17 protein-coding genes and 1 riboswitch are annotated in these 18196 nt (G+C 73.0%); of the genes, 8 read left to right on the forward strand and 9 right to left on the reverse strand.

The genetic code is table 11. The features are described 5' to 3' along the window. Positions 1–25: 25 nt before the first annotated feature. Positions 26–131, forward strand: a riboswitch (TPP riboswitch). A 79-nt stretch (positions 132–210) separates the two neighbouring features. From Sdi02f_RS12535 to Sdi02f_RS12550, 4 genes are read left to right on the forward strand one after another with little or no spacing between them, the layout of a single operon-like run. Continuing rightward, positions 211–1302, forward strand: coding sequence for a thiamine ABC transporter substrate-binding protein (locus Sdi02f_RS12535; protein ID WP_053637704.1), 1092 nt, complete (start codon positions 211–213; stop codon positions 1300–1302). After that, positions 1278–2984, forward strand: a complete 1707-nt coding sequence (locus tag Sdi02f_RS12540; protein ID WP_167458156.1) for an ABC transporter permease — start codon at positions 1278–1280, stop codon at positions 2982–2984. The genes Sdi02f_RS12535 and Sdi02f_RS12540 overlap by 25 nt, the downstream gene beginning before the upstream one ends. A gap of 1 nt (position 2985) precedes the next feature. Further along, positions 2986–4014: an ABC transporter ATP-binding protein gene (locus Sdi02f_RS12545; protein ID WP_108933238.1), complete on the forward strand. Its 1029-nt coding sequence runs from the start codon at positions 2986–2988 to the stop codon at positions 4012–4014. 24 nt (positions 4015–4038) lie between these two features. Beyond that, entirely contained in the window at positions 4039–4839 is an 801-nt protein-coding gene (locus Sdi02f_RS12550; RefSeq protein WP_108933239.1) for a maleylpyruvate isomerase family mycothiol-dependent enzyme, read from the forward strand. Positions 4840–4898: 59 nt separating this feature from the next. Here the strand turns inward: Sdi02f_RS12550 and Sdi02f_RS12555 are convergent, their stop codons facing one another. From Sdi02f_RS12555 to Sdi02f_RS12580, 6 genes are all read right to left on the reverse strand, one after another. After that, positions 4899–5609 (reverse strand): LAETG motif-containing sortase-dependent surface protein, encoded by a 711-nt coding sequence (locus tag Sdi02f_RS12555; protein ID WP_030402285.1) that lies wholly within the window; start codon positions 5607–5609, stop codon positions 4899–4901. Between the two features lie 263 nt (positions 5610–5872). Further along, positions 5873–6280, reverse strand: coding sequence for a VOC family protein (locus tag Sdi02f_RS12560; RefSeq protein WP_030402284.1), 408 nt, complete (start codon positions 6278–6280; stop codon positions 5873–5875). Positions 6281–6419: 139 nt separating this feature from the next. Then, positions 6420–7832: a hypothetical protein gene (locus Sdi02f_RS12565; RefSeq protein WP_108933240.1), complete on the reverse strand. Its 1413-nt coding sequence runs from the start codon at positions 7830–7832 to the stop codon at positions 6420–6422. Then, positions 7814–8590, reverse strand: coding sequence for an ABC transporter ATP-binding protein (locus Sdi02f_RS12570; RefSeq protein WP_030402282.1), 777 nt, complete (start codon positions 8588–8590; stop codon positions 7814–7816). Before Sdi02f_RS12570 ends, Sdi02f_RS12565 begins: the two co-directional genes overlap by 19 nt. A 205-nt stretch (positions 8591–8795) precedes the next feature. Further along, on the reverse strand, positions 8796–10169 hold the full coding sequence (locus Sdi02f_RS12575) for an aspartate aminotransferase family protein (RefSeq protein ID WP_031185389.1): 1374 nt from the start codon (positions 10167–10169) through the stop codon (positions 8796–8798). A 2-nt stretch (positions 10170–10171) separates the two neighbouring features. Beyond that, positions 10172–10687: an Lrp/AsnC family transcriptional regulator gene (locus tag Sdi02f_RS12580; protein ID WP_030402280.1), complete on the reverse strand. Its 516-nt coding sequence runs from the start codon at positions 10685–10687 to the stop codon at positions 10172–10174. A gap of 165 nt (positions 10688–10852) precedes the next feature. On the opposite strand from Sdi02f_RS12580, the gene Sdi02f_RS12585 reads away from it, so the two are divergent. The 3 genes from Sdi02f_RS12585 to Sdi02f_RS12595 all read left to right on the forward strand — a co-directional run bounded on the left by Sdi02f_RS12585 (position 10853) and on the right by Sdi02f_RS12595 (position 14219). Further along, positions 10853–12292 carry a gamma-aminobutyraldehyde dehydrogenase gene (locus tag Sdi02f_RS12585; RefSeq protein WP_030402279.1) on the forward strand — a complete coding sequence of 480 codons (1440 nt, stop codon included), beginning with the start codon at positions 10853–10855 and terminating at the stop codon, positions 12290–12292. Between the two features lie 184 nt (positions 12293–12476). Continuing rightward, the gene (locus Sdi02f_RS12590; RefSeq protein ID WP_108933241.1) at positions 12477–13667 is read left to right on the forward strand and encodes an extracellular solute-binding protein; all 1191 of its coding nucleotides are present in this window, start codon (positions 12477–12479) and stop codon (positions 13665–13667) included. Between the two features lie 12 nt (positions 13668–13679). After that, positions 13680–14219 (forward strand): HXXEE domain-containing protein, encoded by a 540-nt coding sequence (locus tag Sdi02f_RS12595; protein WP_037799491.1) that lies wholly within the window; start codon positions 13680–13682, stop codon positions 14217–14219. A 55-nt stretch (positions 14220–14274) separates the two neighbouring features. On the opposite strand, the gene Sdi02f_RS12600 is transcribed toward Sdi02f_RS12595, so the two are convergent. The 3 genes from Sdi02f_RS12600 to Sdi02f_RS12610 all read right to left on the reverse strand — a co-directional run bounded on the left by Sdi02f_RS12600 (position 14275) and on the right by Sdi02f_RS12610 (position 17372). Then, on the reverse strand, positions 14275–15432 hold the full coding sequence (locus tag Sdi02f_RS12600; protein ID WP_108933290.1) for a serine hydrolase domain-containing protein: 1158 nt from the start codon (positions 15430–15432) through the stop codon (positions 14275–14277). Between the two features lie 123 nt (positions 15433–15555). After that, the gene (locus Sdi02f_RS12605) at positions 15556–16296 is read right to left on the reverse strand and encodes a glycerophosphodiester phosphodiesterase (RefSeq protein ID WP_031185385.1); all 741 of its coding nucleotides are present in this window, start codon (positions 16294–16296) and stop codon (positions 15556–15558) included. 14 nt (positions 16297–16310) lie between these two features. Beyond that, entirely contained in the window at positions 16311–17372 is a 1062-nt protein-coding gene (locus Sdi02f_RS12610) for an adenosine deaminase (RefSeq protein WP_030402274.1), read from the reverse strand. 156 nt (positions 17373–17528) lie between these two features. Between Sdi02f_RS12610 and Sdi02f_RS12615 the strand changes: the two genes are divergently transcribed. Next, positions 17529–18194, forward strand: coding sequence for a DUF4190 domain-containing protein (locus Sdi02f_RS12615; RefSeq protein WP_031087421.1), 666 nt, complete (start codon positions 17529–17531; stop codon positions 18192–18194). Positions 18195–18196 lie beyond the last annotated feature (2 nt).

Genomic DNA, 18196 nt, shown 5'->3' on the forward strand with positions numbered 1-18196 from the left:
AGTACGTCCGCACAGTCACATCTTCATATTCCGACAGGGGAGCGCCACAGCGCTGAGAGTGCGGCACCGGCCGCAGACCCTCCGAACCTGGCCCAGGTCATTCTGGGTAGGGAGATCGGTCACCACTCGAGCTGTTGCGCCCTGCCCGGGCCCCTCGCCAGGGGTTCCGGGCGGGGCCGCGTCTTCTCCTGGTCACCCAGGAGGAATTCAGTGAGCATCACCAAGAAGGTCAGTGTCCTGGCCGTCGGGCTCGGCATGGTCGGCACGCTGGCCGCCTGCGGATCGTCCTCCGACGACGGGGGCGGCAGCGGCTCCGGCGGGTCCGGGACCGTGACGCTCGTCAGCCACGACTCGTGGGCGGCGTCGAAGGACGTCCTCGCGGCCTTCGAGAAGCAGTCGGGCTACAAGGTCAAGGTCCTGGAGGACGGCGACGCCGGGCAGGCCGTCAACAAGGCGATCCTCACCAAGGACAACCCGCAGGGCGACGTTTTCTTCGGCGTCGACAACACCCTGCTGTCCCGCGCTCTGGACAACGGCCTGTTCCAGCCGTACGAGGCCAAGGGCTCCGACCGGATCCGGCCCGAGTACCGGGCCGACCGGGACAAGCACCGGGTCACGCCCGTCGACACCGGCGACGTCTGCGTCAACTACGACAAGGCCTACTTCGCCAAGCACCGGCTGAGCCCGCCCAAGACCTTCGACGACCTGGCCAAGCCCGCCTACAAGGACCTGCTCGTCACCGAGAACGCGGGCAGTTCCTCGCCGGGCCTGGGCTTCCTGCTCGGCACCGCCGCCAAGTACGGGGACGACGGCTGGGAGGGCTACTGGAAGAAGCTCAAGGCGAACGGCGTCAAGGTCGTCGACAGCTGGGAGCAGGCGTACAACGAGGAGTTCTCCGGCTCGGCCGGCGGCAAGAAGGCGGGAGGCGACCGCCCGCTCGTCGTCTCCTACGCCTCCTCCCCGCCCGCCGAGGTCGTCTACGCCGACCCGCAGCCGGACACCGCCCCCACGGGCGTCGCCGACGGGACCTGCTTCCGGCAGGTCGAGTACGCGGGCCTGCTCGCCAACGCCAAGAATCCCGAGGGCGGCAAGGCGCTCCTGGACTTCCTGGTGAGCAAGACCTTCCAGGAGGACATGCCGCTGAACATGTTCGTCTACCCGGTGCGCAAGGACGCGCAGGTCCCCGAGGCGTTCGCGAAGTTCGGGCCGCAGGCCGAGGACCCGCAGACCCTCGACCCGGCGAAGATCGCCGGCCACCGCGACCCGTGGGTCAAGTCGTGGACCTCGCTCGTACTGAAGTGAGCCGGGAGGGCGAGCAGGCGGTGAAGGCGCCGGTGCGACGGGCGGGGAACGTGCGCGGGAGCGCGGCGCGGCTCGGTCTGATGGCCGTGCCGGTCGCGTTCTTCGCGGTGTTCTTCGCCTACCCCGTCGCGGCCATCGTCGCGCGCGGCCTGAAGGCCGACGGGGCCTGGCGGCTGGGGCGGATCGGGGACGTGCTCGCGCAGTCCGACGTGCGGCACGTCCTGTGGTTCACCACCTGGCAGGCGCTGGCGTCCACCGCGCTCACGCTGCTGGTCGCGCTGCCCGGCGCGTACGTCTTCGCCCGCTTCGAGTTCCCCGGCAAACAGGTGCTGCGGGCCGTGGTGACCGTGCCGTTCGTGCTGCCGACGGTCGTAGTCGGCACGGCGTTCCTGGCGCTGGTCGGGCGGGGCGGGCTGCTGGACGAGCTGTGGGGCCTGCGCCTGGACACCACGGTGTGGGCGATCCTGCTCGCGCACGTCTTCTTCAACTACGCCGTCGTCGTGCGCACCGTGGGCGGCCTCTGGGCGCAACTGGATCCGCGGCAGGAGGAGGCCGCGCGGATGCTCGGCGCCTCCCGGCTGCGGGCCTGGCGGCAGGTGACGCTGCCCGCGCTGGCGCCCGCCGTGGCCGCCGCCGCGCTGATGGTCTTCCTGTTCACCTTCACCTCCTTCGGCGTCGTCCAGATCCTCGGCGGGCCCACCTTCTCCACCCTCGAGGTGGAGATCTACCGCCAGACCTCCCAAGTCTTCGACCTGTCCACGGCCGCCGTGCTGACGCTGGTCCAGTTCGCGGCCGTCGCCGCCGTCCTCGCCGTGCACGCCTGGACGGTACGGCGGCGCGAGACGGCCCTGCGGCTGGTGGACGCGGGCACGACCGCGCGCCGGCCGCGCGGAGCGGGGCAGTGGGCGCTGCTCGCCGGGGTCCTGGGCGTCATCGTCGTCCTGCTGGTGCTGCCGCTCGCGGTGCTGGTCCAGCGGTCGCTGGGCGCCTCCGGCTTCGGCTACTACCGGGCGCTGACCCGCGAGGACGGCGGCACCTTCCTCGTCCCGCCGATCGAGGCGATCGGCAACTCCCTCCAGTACGCCGTCGCCGCCACCGCCATCGCCGTGGTGATCGGCGGCCTGGCCGCGGCCGCGCTCACCCGGCGCGACGCGGGCCGCTTCGTGCGCGGGTTCGACGCGCTGCTGATGCTGCCGCTCGGGGTGTCGGCCGTGACGGTCGGCTTCGGCTTCCTGATCGCGCTGGACGAACCCCCGCTGGACCTCAGGGCCTCGTGGATCCTGGTGCCGCTCGTGCAGGCGCTGGTGGGCGTCCCCTTCGTCGTACGGACCATGCTGCCGGTGCTGCGGGCGGTGGACGGGCGGCTGCGGGAGGCGGCGGCCGTGCTGGGGGCGTCGCCGTGGCGGGTGTGGCGGGAGGTGGATCTGCCGATGGTGCGGCGGGCGCTCCTGGTGGCGGCGGGGTTCGCCTTCGCCGTCTCGCTCGGGGAGTTCGGCGCGACCGTCTTCATCGCGCGGCCCGACAACCCGACGCTGCCGGTCGCCGTGGCGCGGCTGCTTGGACGGCCCGGGGACATGAACTACGGCCAGGCGATGGCCCTTTCGACGATTCTGATGCTGGTGTGCGCCGTGGCCCTGGTGGTGCTGGAGCGGCTGCGGACCGACCGGAGCGGGGAGTTCTGACATGCCGTCCAGCCTGCTGGGCCTCGAAGGCGCCACGGTCCGCTTCGGCGGGCGGGCCGTGCTCGACGACGTCGACCTGGCGGTCGCCGAGCACGAGGTGGTGTGCGTGCTCGGGCCCAGCGGCAGCGGCAAGTCGACGCTCCTGCGGGCGGTCGCCGGACTCCAGCCGCTGGACACCGGGCGGGTGACGCTGGACGGACGCGACCAGGCCGGGGTGCCCGCGCACAAGCGCGAGGTCGGGCTGATGTTCCAGGACCACCAACTGTTCCCGCAGCGCGACGTGGCCCAGAACATCGCCTTCGGGCCGCGGATGCGCGGCGCGACCCGGGCCGAACAGCAGGACCGGGTACGGGAGTTGCTGGAGCTGGTCGGGCTGCCGGCCGCCGGCCGCCGGTCCGTCGGCGCGCTCTCCGGCGGTGAACAGCAGCGGGTGGCGCTGGCCCGCGCCCTCGCGCCCCGCCCGCGGCTGCTGATGCTCGACGAGCCGCTCGGCCAGCTCGACCGCTCGCTGCGGGAGCGCCTGGTGGTGGAACTGCGGGAGCTGTTCGACCGGTTGGGCACCACGGTGCTGGCCGTGACGCACGACCAGGGCGAGGCCTTCGCGCTGGCCGACCGGGTGGTGGTGATGCGGGACGGGCGGATCGCCCAGTCGGGGACGCCCCTGGAGGTCTGGCGGCGGCCGGCGGACGCCTTCGTGGCCCGTTTCCTCGGTTTCGACAACGTGGCCGAGGCCTCCGTCGCCGGTCGGGCCGCGGACACCCCCTGGGGCAAGGTGCCGGTCCCCGAGGACGCCCCCCAGGGCACGCGGACGGTGCTCGTGCGGCCGGCCGGGGTGCGGGTCGTCGGGGCCGACGCGGGCCTGCGCTGCACGGTCGCGGCCCGCACCTTCCGCGGCACGCACGTCGCCGTGCACCTCCAGCCGGAGGACGCGCCCCGTCTGGAGGCGGCGTGCGCGCTGCGGGACGCGCCGGAGGTCGGGGACGCGGTCGGGGTGGAGTTCGACGCGGCGGAAATCGTGGTGCTCGGGTGATCGTCGCGCTCGTAGGGTGAGTGCATGACACTCCTCGCGCACGAGCGGTACTGCGACGAAATCGCCCACCAGGTGGGCGCGCTCAGGGCCGTGGTCACGTCCGGAGCCGACCTGGCCGGCACGGTACCGACCTGCCCGGACTGGTCCCTGGAGGATCTGGTGCGGCACGTGGGCCGGGCCCTGCGCTGGACCGGGCTGATCGTCCGCACCCGCGCCGAGGAGGAGGTGCCGCTGGACCGGGCGCCGGGCGCGGCGGGACCCGCGGCGCCCGGGGACGCGGCGGCGCTGGACGCGTGGCTGGCGGAGTCCGGCGAGGTGGTCGTCGGCGCGCTGCGGGAGGCCGGTCCCCACGCGCGTGCGTGGTCCTGGGCGGGCATCGACACGGCGGGCTTCTGGGCCCGGCGGATGACCCACGAACTGGTCGTCCACGGTGCGGACGCGGTACTGGCGGCGGGCCTGCCCGTCCGGCCGGTCGCGCCGGACGTGGCGGCCGACGCGGTCGACGAGTGGCTGGACATCGTGCGGTTCGTGCAGCGGGTGCTGCCCGGCGCGGCTGCGGACGACCTGCGCCGCCCGGGCAGCAGCATCCACCTGCACGCCACCGACACCCCGGCCGAGCTGAACGCCGAGTGGCTCGTCGAACTGCCCGACGACGGCATCACCTGGCGCCGCGGCCACGACAAGGCCGACGTCGCGCTGCGCGGGCCGCTCACGGACGTGCTGCTGGCCTTCTACGGCCGGCTGCCGCTGGACTCACCGGGACTCGACGTGCTCGGCGACCGCGAGCTGCTCGAACTCTGGCTGGAGAAGGCGACGTTCGGCTGACACGACGGTGGCCCGCCCCGGCCGGGACGGGCCACCGCGTGTGCACCGGTGTGCGGGCGTCAGCGGTTGCTGTTCGCTCCGCGACGGCGCAGGCCGAAGAAGACCGCGCCGCCACCGACGACGACCAGGGCCGCCGCGATACCGGCGATCATGCCGGTGTTGGAACTGGCGCCGGTCTCGGCGAGGTTGGACTCACCGGCCGCCGGGGACGGGGCGTTGTCGCCCGGGACGGCCGCCGGGGCGGTGCTCTCCGGCTGCGAGGGCGCCGGGGCCGACGTGGACGGCTCGGGGGCCGGGGACTCCGTCTCGTCGGACGGGGTCGAGGAGCTCTCCGACGGGGTCGGCGTCGGGGTCGGGGTGTCCTCCGTCTTGCACGGGGTCGACGGGGTCGTGACGTCCGGCTTGATGTACTCGTCGACGTACCGGTCGGCCTTGACGTGGACGCGGTACTCCGTGTTCGGCTGCCAGTCCACGGCGAAGGTGACGGTGGTGCCCTCCTTGGAGCCCTTGACCGTCTCCTGGCCGACCTGCTCGCCGGTGCTCTTCAGGGTGACGGTGACGGTGGCCGGGATGCCGGCGGGGTCCACGTCGGTGACGGAGATGACACCGTTGTCGCCGTCGCACTGGGCCTTGGCGGAGAACTCGTTGATGTTGCAGGCGAGGGCGGAGCCGGAGGCGCTGAGCGCGAGGGCCGCGGAGGCGGCGACGACGCCGAGGGCGCGGACGCCTCGGCGGGATGCCGTACGGCTGATTATGGACAGGGCTGCCACGTTTGTCCTTTACGGGAGCGCGGATGCGGGGGGTGGTGGGGTGCCGACGCCCGATGGCGCGGCATCAGCACACCCATGAGCCTCACTGGTCTATAAGCGCGGCGTAAGAAGTGTCAACGCATATGCCGGACACGGTCGTTGACTTTGCCGTCTTATTAAGCGCCGAGACGTTTCAGCGCCGCGGGAGCCTCATGGATCCGGCCAACAGGCGCGATTCGAGACTCCCGTGTCCGCCCCTCCATGAGCCGCGCACCCGGCTCCGGTCAGCCCTGGACCGCCGACGGGTCCATCCACACGACCTCGAAGGTGTGGCCGTCGGGGTCGTCGAAGGCCCGGCCGTACATGAAGCCGTGGTCCTGGGTCTCGCCCGAGACCGAGCCGCCCGCCGCGACCGCCCTGTCCACCAGCTCGTCGACCTTCTCGCGGCTCTCCGCGCTCAGCGCGATCAGCACCTCGCTGGTCTTCGTCGAGTCCGCGATCTCCTTCTTGGTGAACTGGAGGTACTTCTGCGGCGTGTGCACCATCACGACGATGGTGTCGCTCACCGGGAAGGACACGGTGCTGTCGTCGCTGAACCGGGCGTTGGGCTCCCACCCCAGTCCGGTGAAGAACTTCCTGGCGGCGTCGAGGTCGTTGGTGGCCAGGTTCACGAAGATCATCTGCTGGTACATGGAGGCTGCTCCCGTTGGCTGTGCCGCTGCGTCGCTGTGGTCGTGCGGTGCGTGTGTCGCGCCGTTCGAAGAGGTAGACGGAAGGCGGCCCCGGAACTCATCGCGAGTCCGGGGCCTTTTTCGAACAGTCCTGCGCGGCTCAGTGCTCCAGCGGCAGCGCGGCCAGCACCGCGACGAGCAGGGTCAGCGGACCGAACAGGGCGAGCAGGGCGGCGGCGCGTACGGCGGCGGCGCCGCGCAGGGTCGCCGGGGGCGCGCCCAGGCGCAGCAGGGCGTCCGTGGTGCCGGCGCGGGCGTGCCTGGCGGCGACGGCCGCGGTGAGGAGGGTGGCCACGGTGCAGCCGGCGACCAGGGAGGCGCCCAGGGTGGCGAGCGGGCCGAAGGCCGGTCCGTCGCCGTCGTACACCGTGGCGGCCACGTAGGCCGCGGCGGCGACGGCGGCGACGACGCCGAGGGGGCGGCCGACGCGGTGGGACTCCTCCATGAGGACGCGGCCGGCCAGCAGCCGCAGGGCGCCGGGGCGCACGGCCTGGAGCAGCCGGCCGCACAGGTGGGTGAGGCCCGGGCCGGCCAGGGCGAGGCCCAGGGCGGTGAGGGCCCAGCCGATCAGCACGCCGGCGGAGGGAGCGGTGCCGGGGGTGGGGGCGGCGGACGCGTTGCCGGTGTACGTCTCGACGGTGAGGCCTGCGGCGAGGACGGCGATGCCCCAGGGAAGGGCGGTGGTGTTCTGGGGCAGGGGGGCCGGCACGGTGTCCGCCGCCGTCGGGAGGGCCGCGTCCGGCGGCTCCGTGGCGCCGTCCGTCGGGGCCGGGTCCGGGGCCGGGGCCGGGGGTTCTCCGGACTGCGTCTGCAGGGTGCCGCCTGCGCCCACCAGTGCCGCCCCACCGGCATGACTGCCCGCAGCCGCGGGACGTGCCGCGGCCACGGCGGTCCGGGAGCCGAAGCGGCCGTAGGCGCCGAAGGTCTCGCGGGCCTTGCCCCAGCCGTAGGCGCCGAAGCGGCCGTAGCCGCGCGGGGCGGCGGACGGGGCGGGCCGGGGGTCGCGCGGGCGCAGCGCCTGGGCCACCGCGGCCGACGCGCAGGCCGGCACGAGGACCAGCAGGGTCAGGACGGCCGGGGCGGGCAGCGACTGGCCGACGGCCAGGGCGTCGGCGGCCACGCGCCCGGAGGGCGGACGCGAGGTCAGGTCGCCGCGCAGATGGAGGTAGGCGAGCAGGGCCGCCACGGAGCCGAGGGACGCGGACAGGGCCGTCGTCGTCGCCGACACGGCCATCAGCCGGCCCGGACCCAGGCCGATCGCCGACAGTCCCGAGCGGGGCCGGGTGCCGGGATCGGTGCGGGCCACGGCGACCGCGAGCTGCACCGCGGCGGCCAGCGGGGCCGCGCACCAGGCCAGGCGGAGCGCGGCGGCGCCGGGGGTGTCCGGGTGGCTCAGCGCGTGACCGAGGGCGCACAGCAGCAGGAAGCCCGTGCCCGCCGAGGCCACCGCGACCAGCAGGCGGCGCAGGTGGACGGCGAGGTGGGCGGTGCGGGTCAGGCGGAGAGCGAGCACGCCGCCCGGCCTTCCGTTCCAGGAGTCCCGGCGGCACCGTCGGCCACCGTGGTCTCGGCGAGCGGGGGCAGGTGCACGGTCCGCACCCGGCGTCCGTCGAGCAGCGCCACCGCGCGGTCCGCCAGGGCGGCGGTCTGCGTGTCGTGCGTGGCGAGCAGGACGGTGATGCCGTGCGAGCGGGCCGCGGTGGTGAGCGTCCGCAGCACCTGGGCGCGGTCGGCGCGGTGCAGGGGGGCCGTCGGCTCGTCGGCGAAGAGGACCGCCGGGGCGACGGCGAGGGCGCGGGCGATGCAGACGCGCTGCCGTTCGGCCTGCCGGAGTTCGTGCGGGCGCCTGCGGGCCCTGTCGCCGACGTCCAGGCGGTCCAGCCACTCCAGGGCGGCGGTCTTGGCCCGGCGGCGGCCCGTGCCGCGCAGCATGAGGGGGAGCGCGGCGTTCTCCCAGGCGTTCAGCTCGGGGACGAGCGCCGGGGCCGGGTCGATCCAGCCGAAGCGGTCGCGGCGCAGCCGTTCGCGGCTGAGCGGGCCCATGGTGTGCACCGGCACGCTGTTGAACCACACCTCGCCGCCCTGCGGCTTGACCAGCCCGGACAGGCACCGCAGCAGCGTGGTCTTGCCGCTGCCGCGCGGTCCGCTCACGGCGAGGATCTCGCCCTCGCGCACGCCGAGCGACACGCCCTGCAGCGCGGGGGAGCCGTCGTGGTGCTGGAAGTGCAGGGCGCGGGCCCAGAGCACGTCGTTGTCCGGCGGGGCCTCCATGGGCGTACACCTCGGTTCTGATCCGTATTTCCCCGGTCGGGTCGTCCCCCTTCCGGGGGAACGAAGACGGGGCCGATCGGTCACTGGGCACGCTAGGCAGTCCCCGCGCGGGGGCCGGTCAGCACGAGGCCCCGGGCCGCCGTGTCTCACTCGAACGGGCGGCGCCGGGGCCGGTGATGATCCTCTCGGCGGATGATCGGGACGATCAGAGCTTCGTCCACGCCTCCGTGAGCGTGGCGCGCAGGATCTGCTCGATCTCGTCGAAGGTCTCCTGCTGGGAGATCAGCGGCGGGGCGAGCTGGATGACCGGGTCGCCGCGGTCGTCGGCACGGCAGTACAGGCCGTTGTCGAACAGCTTCTTCGACAGGAAGCCGTACAGGACCCGCTCGGTCTCCTCCTCGTCGAAGGACTCCTTGGTGGTCTTGTCCTTGACCAGCTCGATGCCGTAGAAGAAGCCGTTGCCGCGGACGTCGCCGACGATCGGCAGGTCGTGCAGCTTCTCCAGGGTGGCGCGGAAGGCGCCCTCGTTGTCCAGCACGTGCTGGTTGAGGCCCTCGCGCTCGAACAGGTCGAGGTTGGCGATGCCGACCGCCGCGGAGACCGGGTGGCCGCCGAAGGTGTAGCCGTGCAGGAAGGTGTTGTCGCCCTGGTAGAACGGCTCGGCCAGGCGGTCGGAGACGACGCACGCGCCGATGGGGGAGTAGCCCGAGGTCATGCCCTTGGCACAGGTGATCATGTCCGGCACGTAGCCGAACTTGTCGCAGGCGAAGGTCGTGCCCAGGCGGCCGAAGGCGCAGATGACCTCGTCGGAGACGAGCAGCACGTCGTGGCGGTCGCAGATCTCGCGCACCCGCTGGAAGTAGCCGGGCGGGGGCGGGAAGCAGCCGCCCGCGTTCTGCACGGGCTCCAGGAACACCGCCGCGACCGTGTCCGGGCCCTCGAAGAGGATCTGCTGCTCGATCTGGTCGGCGGCCCAGCGGCCGAAGGCCTCGGGGTCGTCGCCGAAGAGCGGGGCGCGGTAGATGTTGGTGTTCGGCACCTTGTGCGCGCCGGGCACCAGCGGCTCGAAGGGGGCCTTGAGCCCCGGCAGGCCGGTGATGGACAGGGCTCCCTGCGGGGTGCCGTGGTAGGCCACCGCGCGGGAGATCACCTTGTACTTGGTGGGCTTGCCGGTCAGCTTGAAGTACTGCTTGGCGAGCTTCCAGGCGGTCTCCACGGCCTCGCCGCCGCCGGTGGTGAAGAAGACCTTGTTGAGGTCGCCGGGGGCCTCGTTCGCCAGGCGCTCGGCCAGCTCGACGGCCTTGGGGTGGGCGTAGGACCAGACGGGGAAGAAGGCCAGCTCCCGCGCCTGCTTCGCGGCGGTCTCCGCCAGCTCCTGGCGGCCGTGTCCGGCCTGGACGACGAACAGGCCGGCGAGCCCGTCGAGGTAGCGCTTGCCCTTGTCGTCGTAGATGTGGGTGCCCTCACCGCGGACGATGGTGGGGACGGGGGCGTTCTCGTACGACGACATGCGGGTGAAGTGCATCCACAGGTGGTCGTAGGCGGTGCGGCTGAGGTCCTTGGGGCTGTCGGTGCTCACGATTATCGGGTTCCCCACATGTAGGTCTGCTTCTTGAGCTTGAGGTAGACGAAGCTCTCGGTGGACCGCACCCCGGGGACGGCCCGGATGCGTCGGTTGATGACCTCCAGGAGGTGGTCGTCGTCCTCGCAGACGACCTCCACCATCAGGTCGAAGGAGCCCGCGGTCATCACCACGTACTCGCACTCGGACATGGCGGCCAGCGCCTCGGCCACGGACTCCACGTCGCCCTCGACGTTGACACCGACCATCGCCTGGCGCCGGAAGCCCACCGTGAGCGGGTCCGTGACGGCGACGATCTGCATCACGCCCTGGTCGAGCAGCTTCTGGACGCGCTGGCGCACGGCCGCCTCCGACAGGCCCACGGCCTTGCCGATGGCGGCGTAGGGGCGGCGGCCGTCCTCCTGGAGCTGCTCGATGATGGCGAGGGAGACGGCGTCCAACTGGGGACCGCCGTTCCGGGACTCGCGGGTGTCCTTCTGGTCTGCGCTTCGACTGGCCACGGCTTCACTGTGCACGACGTATCGACAGTTTCGCAAGGTCGCAGCGATGAAATTCGTTGTTTGAATAGCTTGAAGCTGCGGATATCGCAACCGCGAGGGGAGTGGGGGTGTTGAAAACGTCGGCACTCCGTCTAGGGTGGGTGTCTCAGTTACTGGACACCCGAACTTGGAGGGCCGGCAGTGAGCACCGAGCTGCGTCGTCTGCGCAATTACATCGACGGTGAGTTCCGGGACGCCGCCGACGGACGGACCACGGAAGTGGTCAACCCCGCCACGGGCGAGGCCTACGCGACCGCCCCCCTGTCCGGGCGGGCCGACGTGGACGCGGCCATGGCAGCCGCCGCCGCGGCCTTCCCGGCGTGGCGGGACACGACCCCGGCCGAGCGGCAGAAGGCCCTGCTGAAGATCGCGGACGCGTTCGAGGAGCGGGCCGAGGAGCTGATCGCGGCCGAGGTGGAGAACACGGGCAAGCCGATCGGGCTGACCCGCTCCGAGGAGATCCCGCCGATGGTCGACCAGATCCGCTTCTTCGCGGGCGCGGCGCGGATGCTCGAAGGCCGCGGCGCCGGCGAGTACATGGAGGGACTGACCTCCTTCGTGCGCCGCGAGCCCATCGGCGTCTGCGCGCAGGTCGCGCCGTGGAACTACCCGATGATGATGGCCGTGTGGAAGTTCGCCCCGGCGCTCGCCGCGGGCAACACCGTCGTCCTCAAGCCCTCGGACACCACCCCCGCCTCCACGGCGCTGATGGCCGACATCATCGGCTCCATCGTGCCCAAGGGCGTCTTCAACGTCGTCTGCGGCGACCGCGACACCGGCCGCCTCATGGTCGAGCACGAGACCCCGGCGATGGCCTCCATCACCGGCTCCGTGCGGGCCGGCATGTCGGTCGCCGAGTCGGCGTCGAAGGACCTCAAGCGCGTCCACCTGGAGCTGGGCGGCAAGGCGCCGGTCGTCGTCTTCGAGGACACCGACATCCCCAAGGCCGTCGAGGGCATCTCGGAGGCGGGGTACTTCAACGCCGGCCAGGACTGCACCGCCGCCACCCGCGTGCTGGTCCACGAGTCGGTCCACGACGAGTTCGTGAGCGCGCTCGCCAAGGCCGCGTCCGAGATCAAGACCGGACAGCCGGACGACGAGGACGTGCTCTACGGCCCGCTCAACAACCCCAACCAGCTCAAGCAGGTCTCCGGGTTCATCGAGCGGCTGCCCGCCCACGCCAAGGTCGAGGCGGGCGGCCACCGGGTGGGCGACAAGGGGTACTTCTACGCCCCGACCGTCGTCTCGGGCCTCAAGCAGGACGACGAGATCATCCAGCAGGAGGTCTTCGGCCCGGTCATCACCGTCCAGTCCTTCCGCGACGAGGACCAGGCCGTCGAGTGGGCCAACGGCGTGGAGTACGCGCTGGCCTCCTCGGTGTGGACCAGGGACCACGGCCGTGCGATGCGGATGTCCAAGAGGCTGGACTTCGGCTGCGTGTGGATCAACACCCACATCCCGCTGGTCGCCGAGATGCCGCACGGCGGCTTCAAGAAGTCCGGCTACGGCAAGGACCTGTCGGCGTACGGCTTCGACGACTACACCCGGATCAAGCACGTGATGACGTCGCTGGACGCGTGACCCCCACCGGTCGGGCGCGGCCCCGGACACAGGCGTGCGGCGCGTGTCCGGGGCCGCGGCGCGTCTTTGGCGCCCCGGCGCGTGCGGGGCGAACTCCGCGCGCTCGACAGGGTGTCGGGCCTGGCCGGGCCCGCTCGACGCAGCGTCGATTGTCCCGGCGGGCGCGCGACGGGATGCTCGTGCCATGCCCCTGCTCCCCAAGACGCCCCCGTTCTCCCGCCGTACCCTGCTGCGCGGCCTGGGCGGCTCCGCCGCGCTCGGCGCGCTGGCCGGCTGCGGTGTCCCCGCCGCGTATGTGGCCCCGGGCGACCGGGCCGCCCCCGACCGGTCCGCCGCCGAACCCAGGCTGACCTGGGCCAACTGGCCGCTGTACATCGACACCGACGACGAGCACCCGCGCCGGCGGCCCACGCTGGAGGCGTTCGAGAAGGAGACGGGGGTCTCCGTCGCCTACGTCGAGGAGATCAACGACAACGACGAGTTCTTCGGCAAGGTCAGCCCGGCCCTGATGAACCACCGGCCCACCGACCGGGACCTGATCGTCATCAGCGACTGGATGTGCGGGCGGTTCGTACGGCTGGGCTGGGTGCAGGAGATGGACCGGGAGCGCCAGCCGAACGTCGCCACGTACCTGGACCCGCTGCTGCGTTCGCCCGCCTTCGACCCCGGCCGGAGGTTCACCGTGCCCTGGCAGTCGGGCATCACCGGGATCGCCTACAACCGGCGCAGGCTCGGGCGGGAGATCCGGCACGTGTCCGACCTGTGGGCGGGCGACCTCAAGGGCCGCGTCACCCTGCTGTCGGGCATGGACGAGGCGTTCGCGCTGCTGATGCAGGGCAACGGCGTGGACATCACCGACTGGCGGTCCGACGACTTCCACCTGATCTGCGAGCAGGTGGAGCAGCAGGTCGCCAAGGGGCAGATCCGCCGCTTCACCGGCAACGACTACATCAAGGACCTCTCCAGCGGCGACGTCCTCGCCTGCCAGGCCTACTCCGGCGACGTGATCCAGCTCCAGGCGGACGACCCGGACATCGAGTTCGTCGTCCCGGAGGAGGGCGCCGAACTGTGGGCGGAGTCCCTCATGATCCCCGGCCTGGCCCGCCACAAGGCCAACGCCGAGCGGCTGATCGACTACTACTACCGCCCCGAGGTCGCCGCCGAGCTGGCCGCGTGGGTCAACTACGTCTGCCCGGTCCCCGCCGCCCAGGACGTGCTCGGCTCCTCCGACGACGAGGAGACCGCCGCCCTGGCCGAGGACCCGCTGATCTTCCCGGACGCGGCGATGCGCGAACGGCTCGCCATCGCCCGGGACATCTCGGCGGCGGAGCGGGCGGAGTTCGCGAAGCGGTGGAACGGGATCGTAGGGGTGTAGCAGACTGATCATGTGATGAATTCATCGAGTGAGGAAGAGGTGACGGCCGCGGTCACACTGGGGCTGCTCGCCGCCTGGGCCCTGCACGACCTCGAGGAACTGGCGACCGTGCCGGGCTGGTGGCGGCGCAACCTCCCCGCCCTGCGCGAGCGTTGCCCGACCGTGCCCCAGGCCGTGTGGCGGCGGGCCGGGTCGGTGGACGGACGGGAGTTCGCGGTCGCGGTCGGCGCGATGGCCGCCGTCGTGGCCGCCGCGTCCGTGGCGGGACGGCTGACCGGGGGCCGCTCGGCCGTGTACCAGAGCGCGCTCAACGCCTTCGGCCTGCACGGCCTCGTCCACCTCGCCCAGGCGGCGCTGGTGCGCGGCTACACGCCCGGGTCGGCCACCTCGCCGCTGATCGTCGTCCCCTTCACCCTGTGGGCCCGTCACCGGCTGCGCCGCGCCGGTGTCCTGCGCGCCACGCGCCCGCGCGACCTCGCCGTGGGCCTGGGCTTCGCGGGCGCGGCGACCGTCGCGGCGCACGCGGCGGCGCGGCGGCTGACGAAGGGCTGAGGAGCGGCGGGCGAACGAACGGCGAGCGGCCGACGGGCGGCTGCCGCGGCCGGGGCTACTTCAGCGCGGCCGCGGTGATCGCGTCGAGCACCGGGTTCCGCGCCGCGCTCTTGGCGTCCGTGGCGTTGACCGAGTAGACGAGCGTGCGGGACAGGTCGCGGGTGCCGCCCATGAGCGCGCTGTAGCCGTAGCGCGAGCCCGACTTGCCCCAGAAGACCTGGTCGCCCACCTTCTCGTACTCCAGCCCGGCGCTGCGGGTCGCGTCCGGGAGGCCCGCCGGGGTCGTGAACATCTCCTCCAGCTGCGGCTGGGGCACGATCCGCCCCCGGAAGAGCGAGGTGAGCAGGCGCTCCAGGTCGGCCGTCGTCGAGATCATGTCACCGGCCGCCCACCGGTCCGCCTGGTTCCACTCGGTGACGTCGAGCAGCTCCGTCGTCCCGTCCGGCCGCTCCACCGTCTGGTAACCCCGGTTGTGCGGGCCCCGGATGCGCGGGTCGGTGCCCGGGAAGTACGTGTGCGTCATCCCGGCCGGGCGCAGGACCAGGCGCGTGGCCTCGGCGGCGTAGGAACGTCCCGTCACCTTCTCGATCAGGAAGCCGAGGATCGTGTAGTTGACGTTGAGGTAGTGCTGCCGCTCGCCCGGGCCGGACTCCGGCCCCTTCGCGATCGCCGACGCCACGTCCTCCCGCGGGCTGAGGGTGTCGAAGCGGCGCGGGTACAACGCGGCGAAGTCGTCGCCGAGCCCGTCGCCCGCCGGGATGCCGCTGGTGTGGTTGAGGAGCTGGCGGACGCTGATCGGCTGGTCGAAGTCCTCCGTGAACAGGTCCGGGAGGTAGTCCTGCACCGCCGCGTCCAGGTCGACGTCGCCCTCCGCCGCGAGCCGCAGGACGGTGGCGGCCGTGACGACCTTGGTGATCGAACCGGCCCGGAAGGACGCGTTCGGGTACGCCGGCCGGCCACTGGCCAGGTCGCGGACGCCCGCGCTGCCGCGCCGGCTTCCGTTCGTGCCGCCGACCCGCACGAGGGCGGCCGTGGCGTGGTCCCCCGGCACCATGGCGAGGGCGGCGCGCAGCGCGTTCGCGGCCGGGTCCGGCGACCGGTGCGCGGCGGCGGCCCCGGTGGGCGGCGCGGCGAAGGAGGGGGCCGCCAGCGGCCCGGCGGACAGCGCGAGCACCAGGGAGGCGGCGAGGACGGAGGAGGTACGGACACGCATCGACGGCATCGACGACTCCGGGTTCGGGGCGGACGGTCGTTGATCATCCTCGTCGCGCCGCCCGGCACACCGGATCGTCACCGGGGAGGGTCCCGGCCCCGGCCCGGGGCTCGGGGAACTCCCCTAGGAGGCGCGGGAGTCGTCCGGGTTCGCCCCTACGGGCGGTGCGGCGCCCCGGTCGCGCAGCGCGCACAGCACGTCGATGCGGTTGGTGGTGACCGAGTCGACGCCCGACGCGATCAGCCGGCGCATCGTACGGCGGGTGTCCGGGGTCCACACCGACAGCAGCAGACCGTCGGCGTGGACCCGGTCCGCCAGGGCCCGGTCCACCAGCCCGAACCGGTAGTTGAGCCACCGGGGCCGGACCGCCGCCAGCAGCGCGGGCCGGGGAGGGGCCGCCGTCGTCCAGGTCAGGGCGATCTCGGCGGCCGGGTCGGCGGCCCGCACGGCGAGCATGGCGGCGGCACCCGCGGTGTAGTACACCCGGTCCCGCGCCCCGCACGCGCGGACCACGTCCACGATGCGCCGCACCGCCCGCTCGCCCGGCCCGCCCGGCAGGTCCAGCATCAGCCGGCCGCCGTCCGTGGCCGCCAGCGCCTCCGCCAGCGTCGGCACCCCGCCCGCCGTCAGTGCGCGCACCTCCTCGGCCGACAGGGAGCGCAGCGGCCGGTCGGGCCCCCACAGCCGCTTCAGCGTCTCGTCGTGCAGCAGCACCGGCACGCCGTCCCGGGTCAGGCGTACGTCGGTCTCGACCGCGTCCGCGCCGCGCTCCAGGGCGGAACGCAGCGACACGAGCGTGTTCTCGCGGTGCCGGTAGGGGTCGCCGCGGTGGGCGACGGCGGTCAGGGCGCGCGGGGTGTCCATACGGGCGGCAACTCTCAGGAGGCGAGCCAGGCGGCGGTGTACGTGTCGATCTCGTCGGTGATCCGGGCCTTGCCCGGCGCGTCGAGGAACGACGCCTCGACCGCGTCCTTCGCCAGGTCGGCGAGGCCGCGCTCGTCGAGGCCCAGGAGCCGGGCGGCGACGGCGTACTCGTTGTTGAGGTCGGTGCCGAACATCGGCGGGTCGTCGGAGTTGATCGTCACCAGGACGCCGGCGCGGACGAACTCCTTGACCGGGTGCTCGTCCAGGCTGCGCACCGCGCGGGTGGCGATGTTCGAGGTCGGGCACACCTCCAGCGGGATGCGCCGCTCGGCGAGGTGGGCCAGGAGCTCCGGGTCCCGCGCCGAGCTGGTGCCGTGCCCGATGCGCTCGGCGCGCAGGTCGGTCAGGGCGTCCCACACCGTCTGCGGTCCCGTGGTCTCACCGGCGTGCGGCACCGAGTGCAGGCCCGCGGCGATCGCCCGGTCGAAGTACGGCTTGAACTGCGGGCGCGCCACCCCGATCTCGGGACCGCCGAGCCCGAAGGAGACCAGGCCCTCGGGGCGCAGCCGGTCGTCGGTGGCCAGCCGCGTCGTCTCCTCGGCGGACTCCAGACCGGCCTCGCCCGGAATGTCGAAGCACCAGCGCAGCACGGTCCCGAACTCCGCCTCGGCCGCCTTGCGGGCGTCCTCGATCGCGTCCATGAAGGCGCCCTCGTCGATGCCGCGGCGGGTGGAGGAGAACGGCGTGATGGTCAGCTCGGCGTACCGCACCTGCTGCCGGGCCATGTCCCGGGCCACCTCGTAGGTGAGCAGCCGGACGTCCTCCGGGGTGCGGATCAGGTCGACCACGGACAGGTACACGTCGATGAAGTGGGCGAAGTCCGTGAAGGTGAAGTAGTCGACCAGCGCCTCGGGGTCGGTGGGGACCTTGGAGTCGGGGTGGCGCGCGGCCAGTTCGGAGACGATGCGCGGGGAGGCGGAGCCGACGTGGTGGACGTGCAGTTCGGCCTTCGGCAGTCCGGCGACGAAGGCGTGCAGGTCACGCGGGACGCCGGGATCGACGAGGTGCTCGGTCATGGGTTCCTCCCCAGGGCGGCGCCCGGGACCGCGCGAGGCGGAGGTGGGGCGCGGGTGATCGGCTGATCGGTCGTTCGGGGATCATCGTAGGCCGGTCGCACACCCGGCGGCCCGGGACCGTAGCATGGCGGCACGAACGACCCGGGGGGACGAGAGATGACGGACGCGATACGGCCCGACGGCGACCCCGCCGGCGGTCACGATCCCTGGGCGCCCCCGGAGAGCGGGCCGTCCCTGGACAAGGGCGCCGCGGCGGGACCGGCGCAGGAGCCGCCCCGGCCGCCCGCCTCCGACGGGCCGCCGCCCTGGCAGCCGCCGCCGGGCGTGCACGACCACGCCACGGTCACGTCGATGCCGGGTGCCGGGTTCACCGCTCCCGAGTCCGCGGTGCCGCCCCCGCCGGTCGCGCCCGACGGCGCCGGTGCCTCCTACGGGTACGGCTATCCCGGGTACGGCCACGGCTACGGCTGGCCCGGCATGCCCATGGCCCCGCAGAACGGCATGGGCACCGCGTCGATGGTGCTGGGCATCCTGGCCTGCGCCCTGTTCTGCATGTACGGCGTGGTCTCCCTGGTGCTCGGCGTCCTCGCCATCGTCTTCGGGGTCAAGGGCCGCAAGAAGGCGGAGCAGGGCCTGGCCAACAACCACGGGCAGGCGCAGGCCGGGTTCGTGATGGGCATCGTCGGCGTCGTCCTCGGCGTCGCCGTGATCGTGCTGATCGCCGTCGGCATCACCGCCGCGATCAACGACGACTCGTACGACGACGACCCCTACTACGGTGCCTCGCGCCCCGTGGCCGTCTCCGTGACGGCGGAAAGCTGAGG

Origin of the sequence: Streptomyces ardesiacus, assembly GCF_003112575.1 — a bacterium.
Classification (GTDB): Bacteria; Actinomycetota; Actinomycetes; order Streptomycetales; family Streptomycetaceae; genus Streptomyces; species Streptomyces ardesiacus.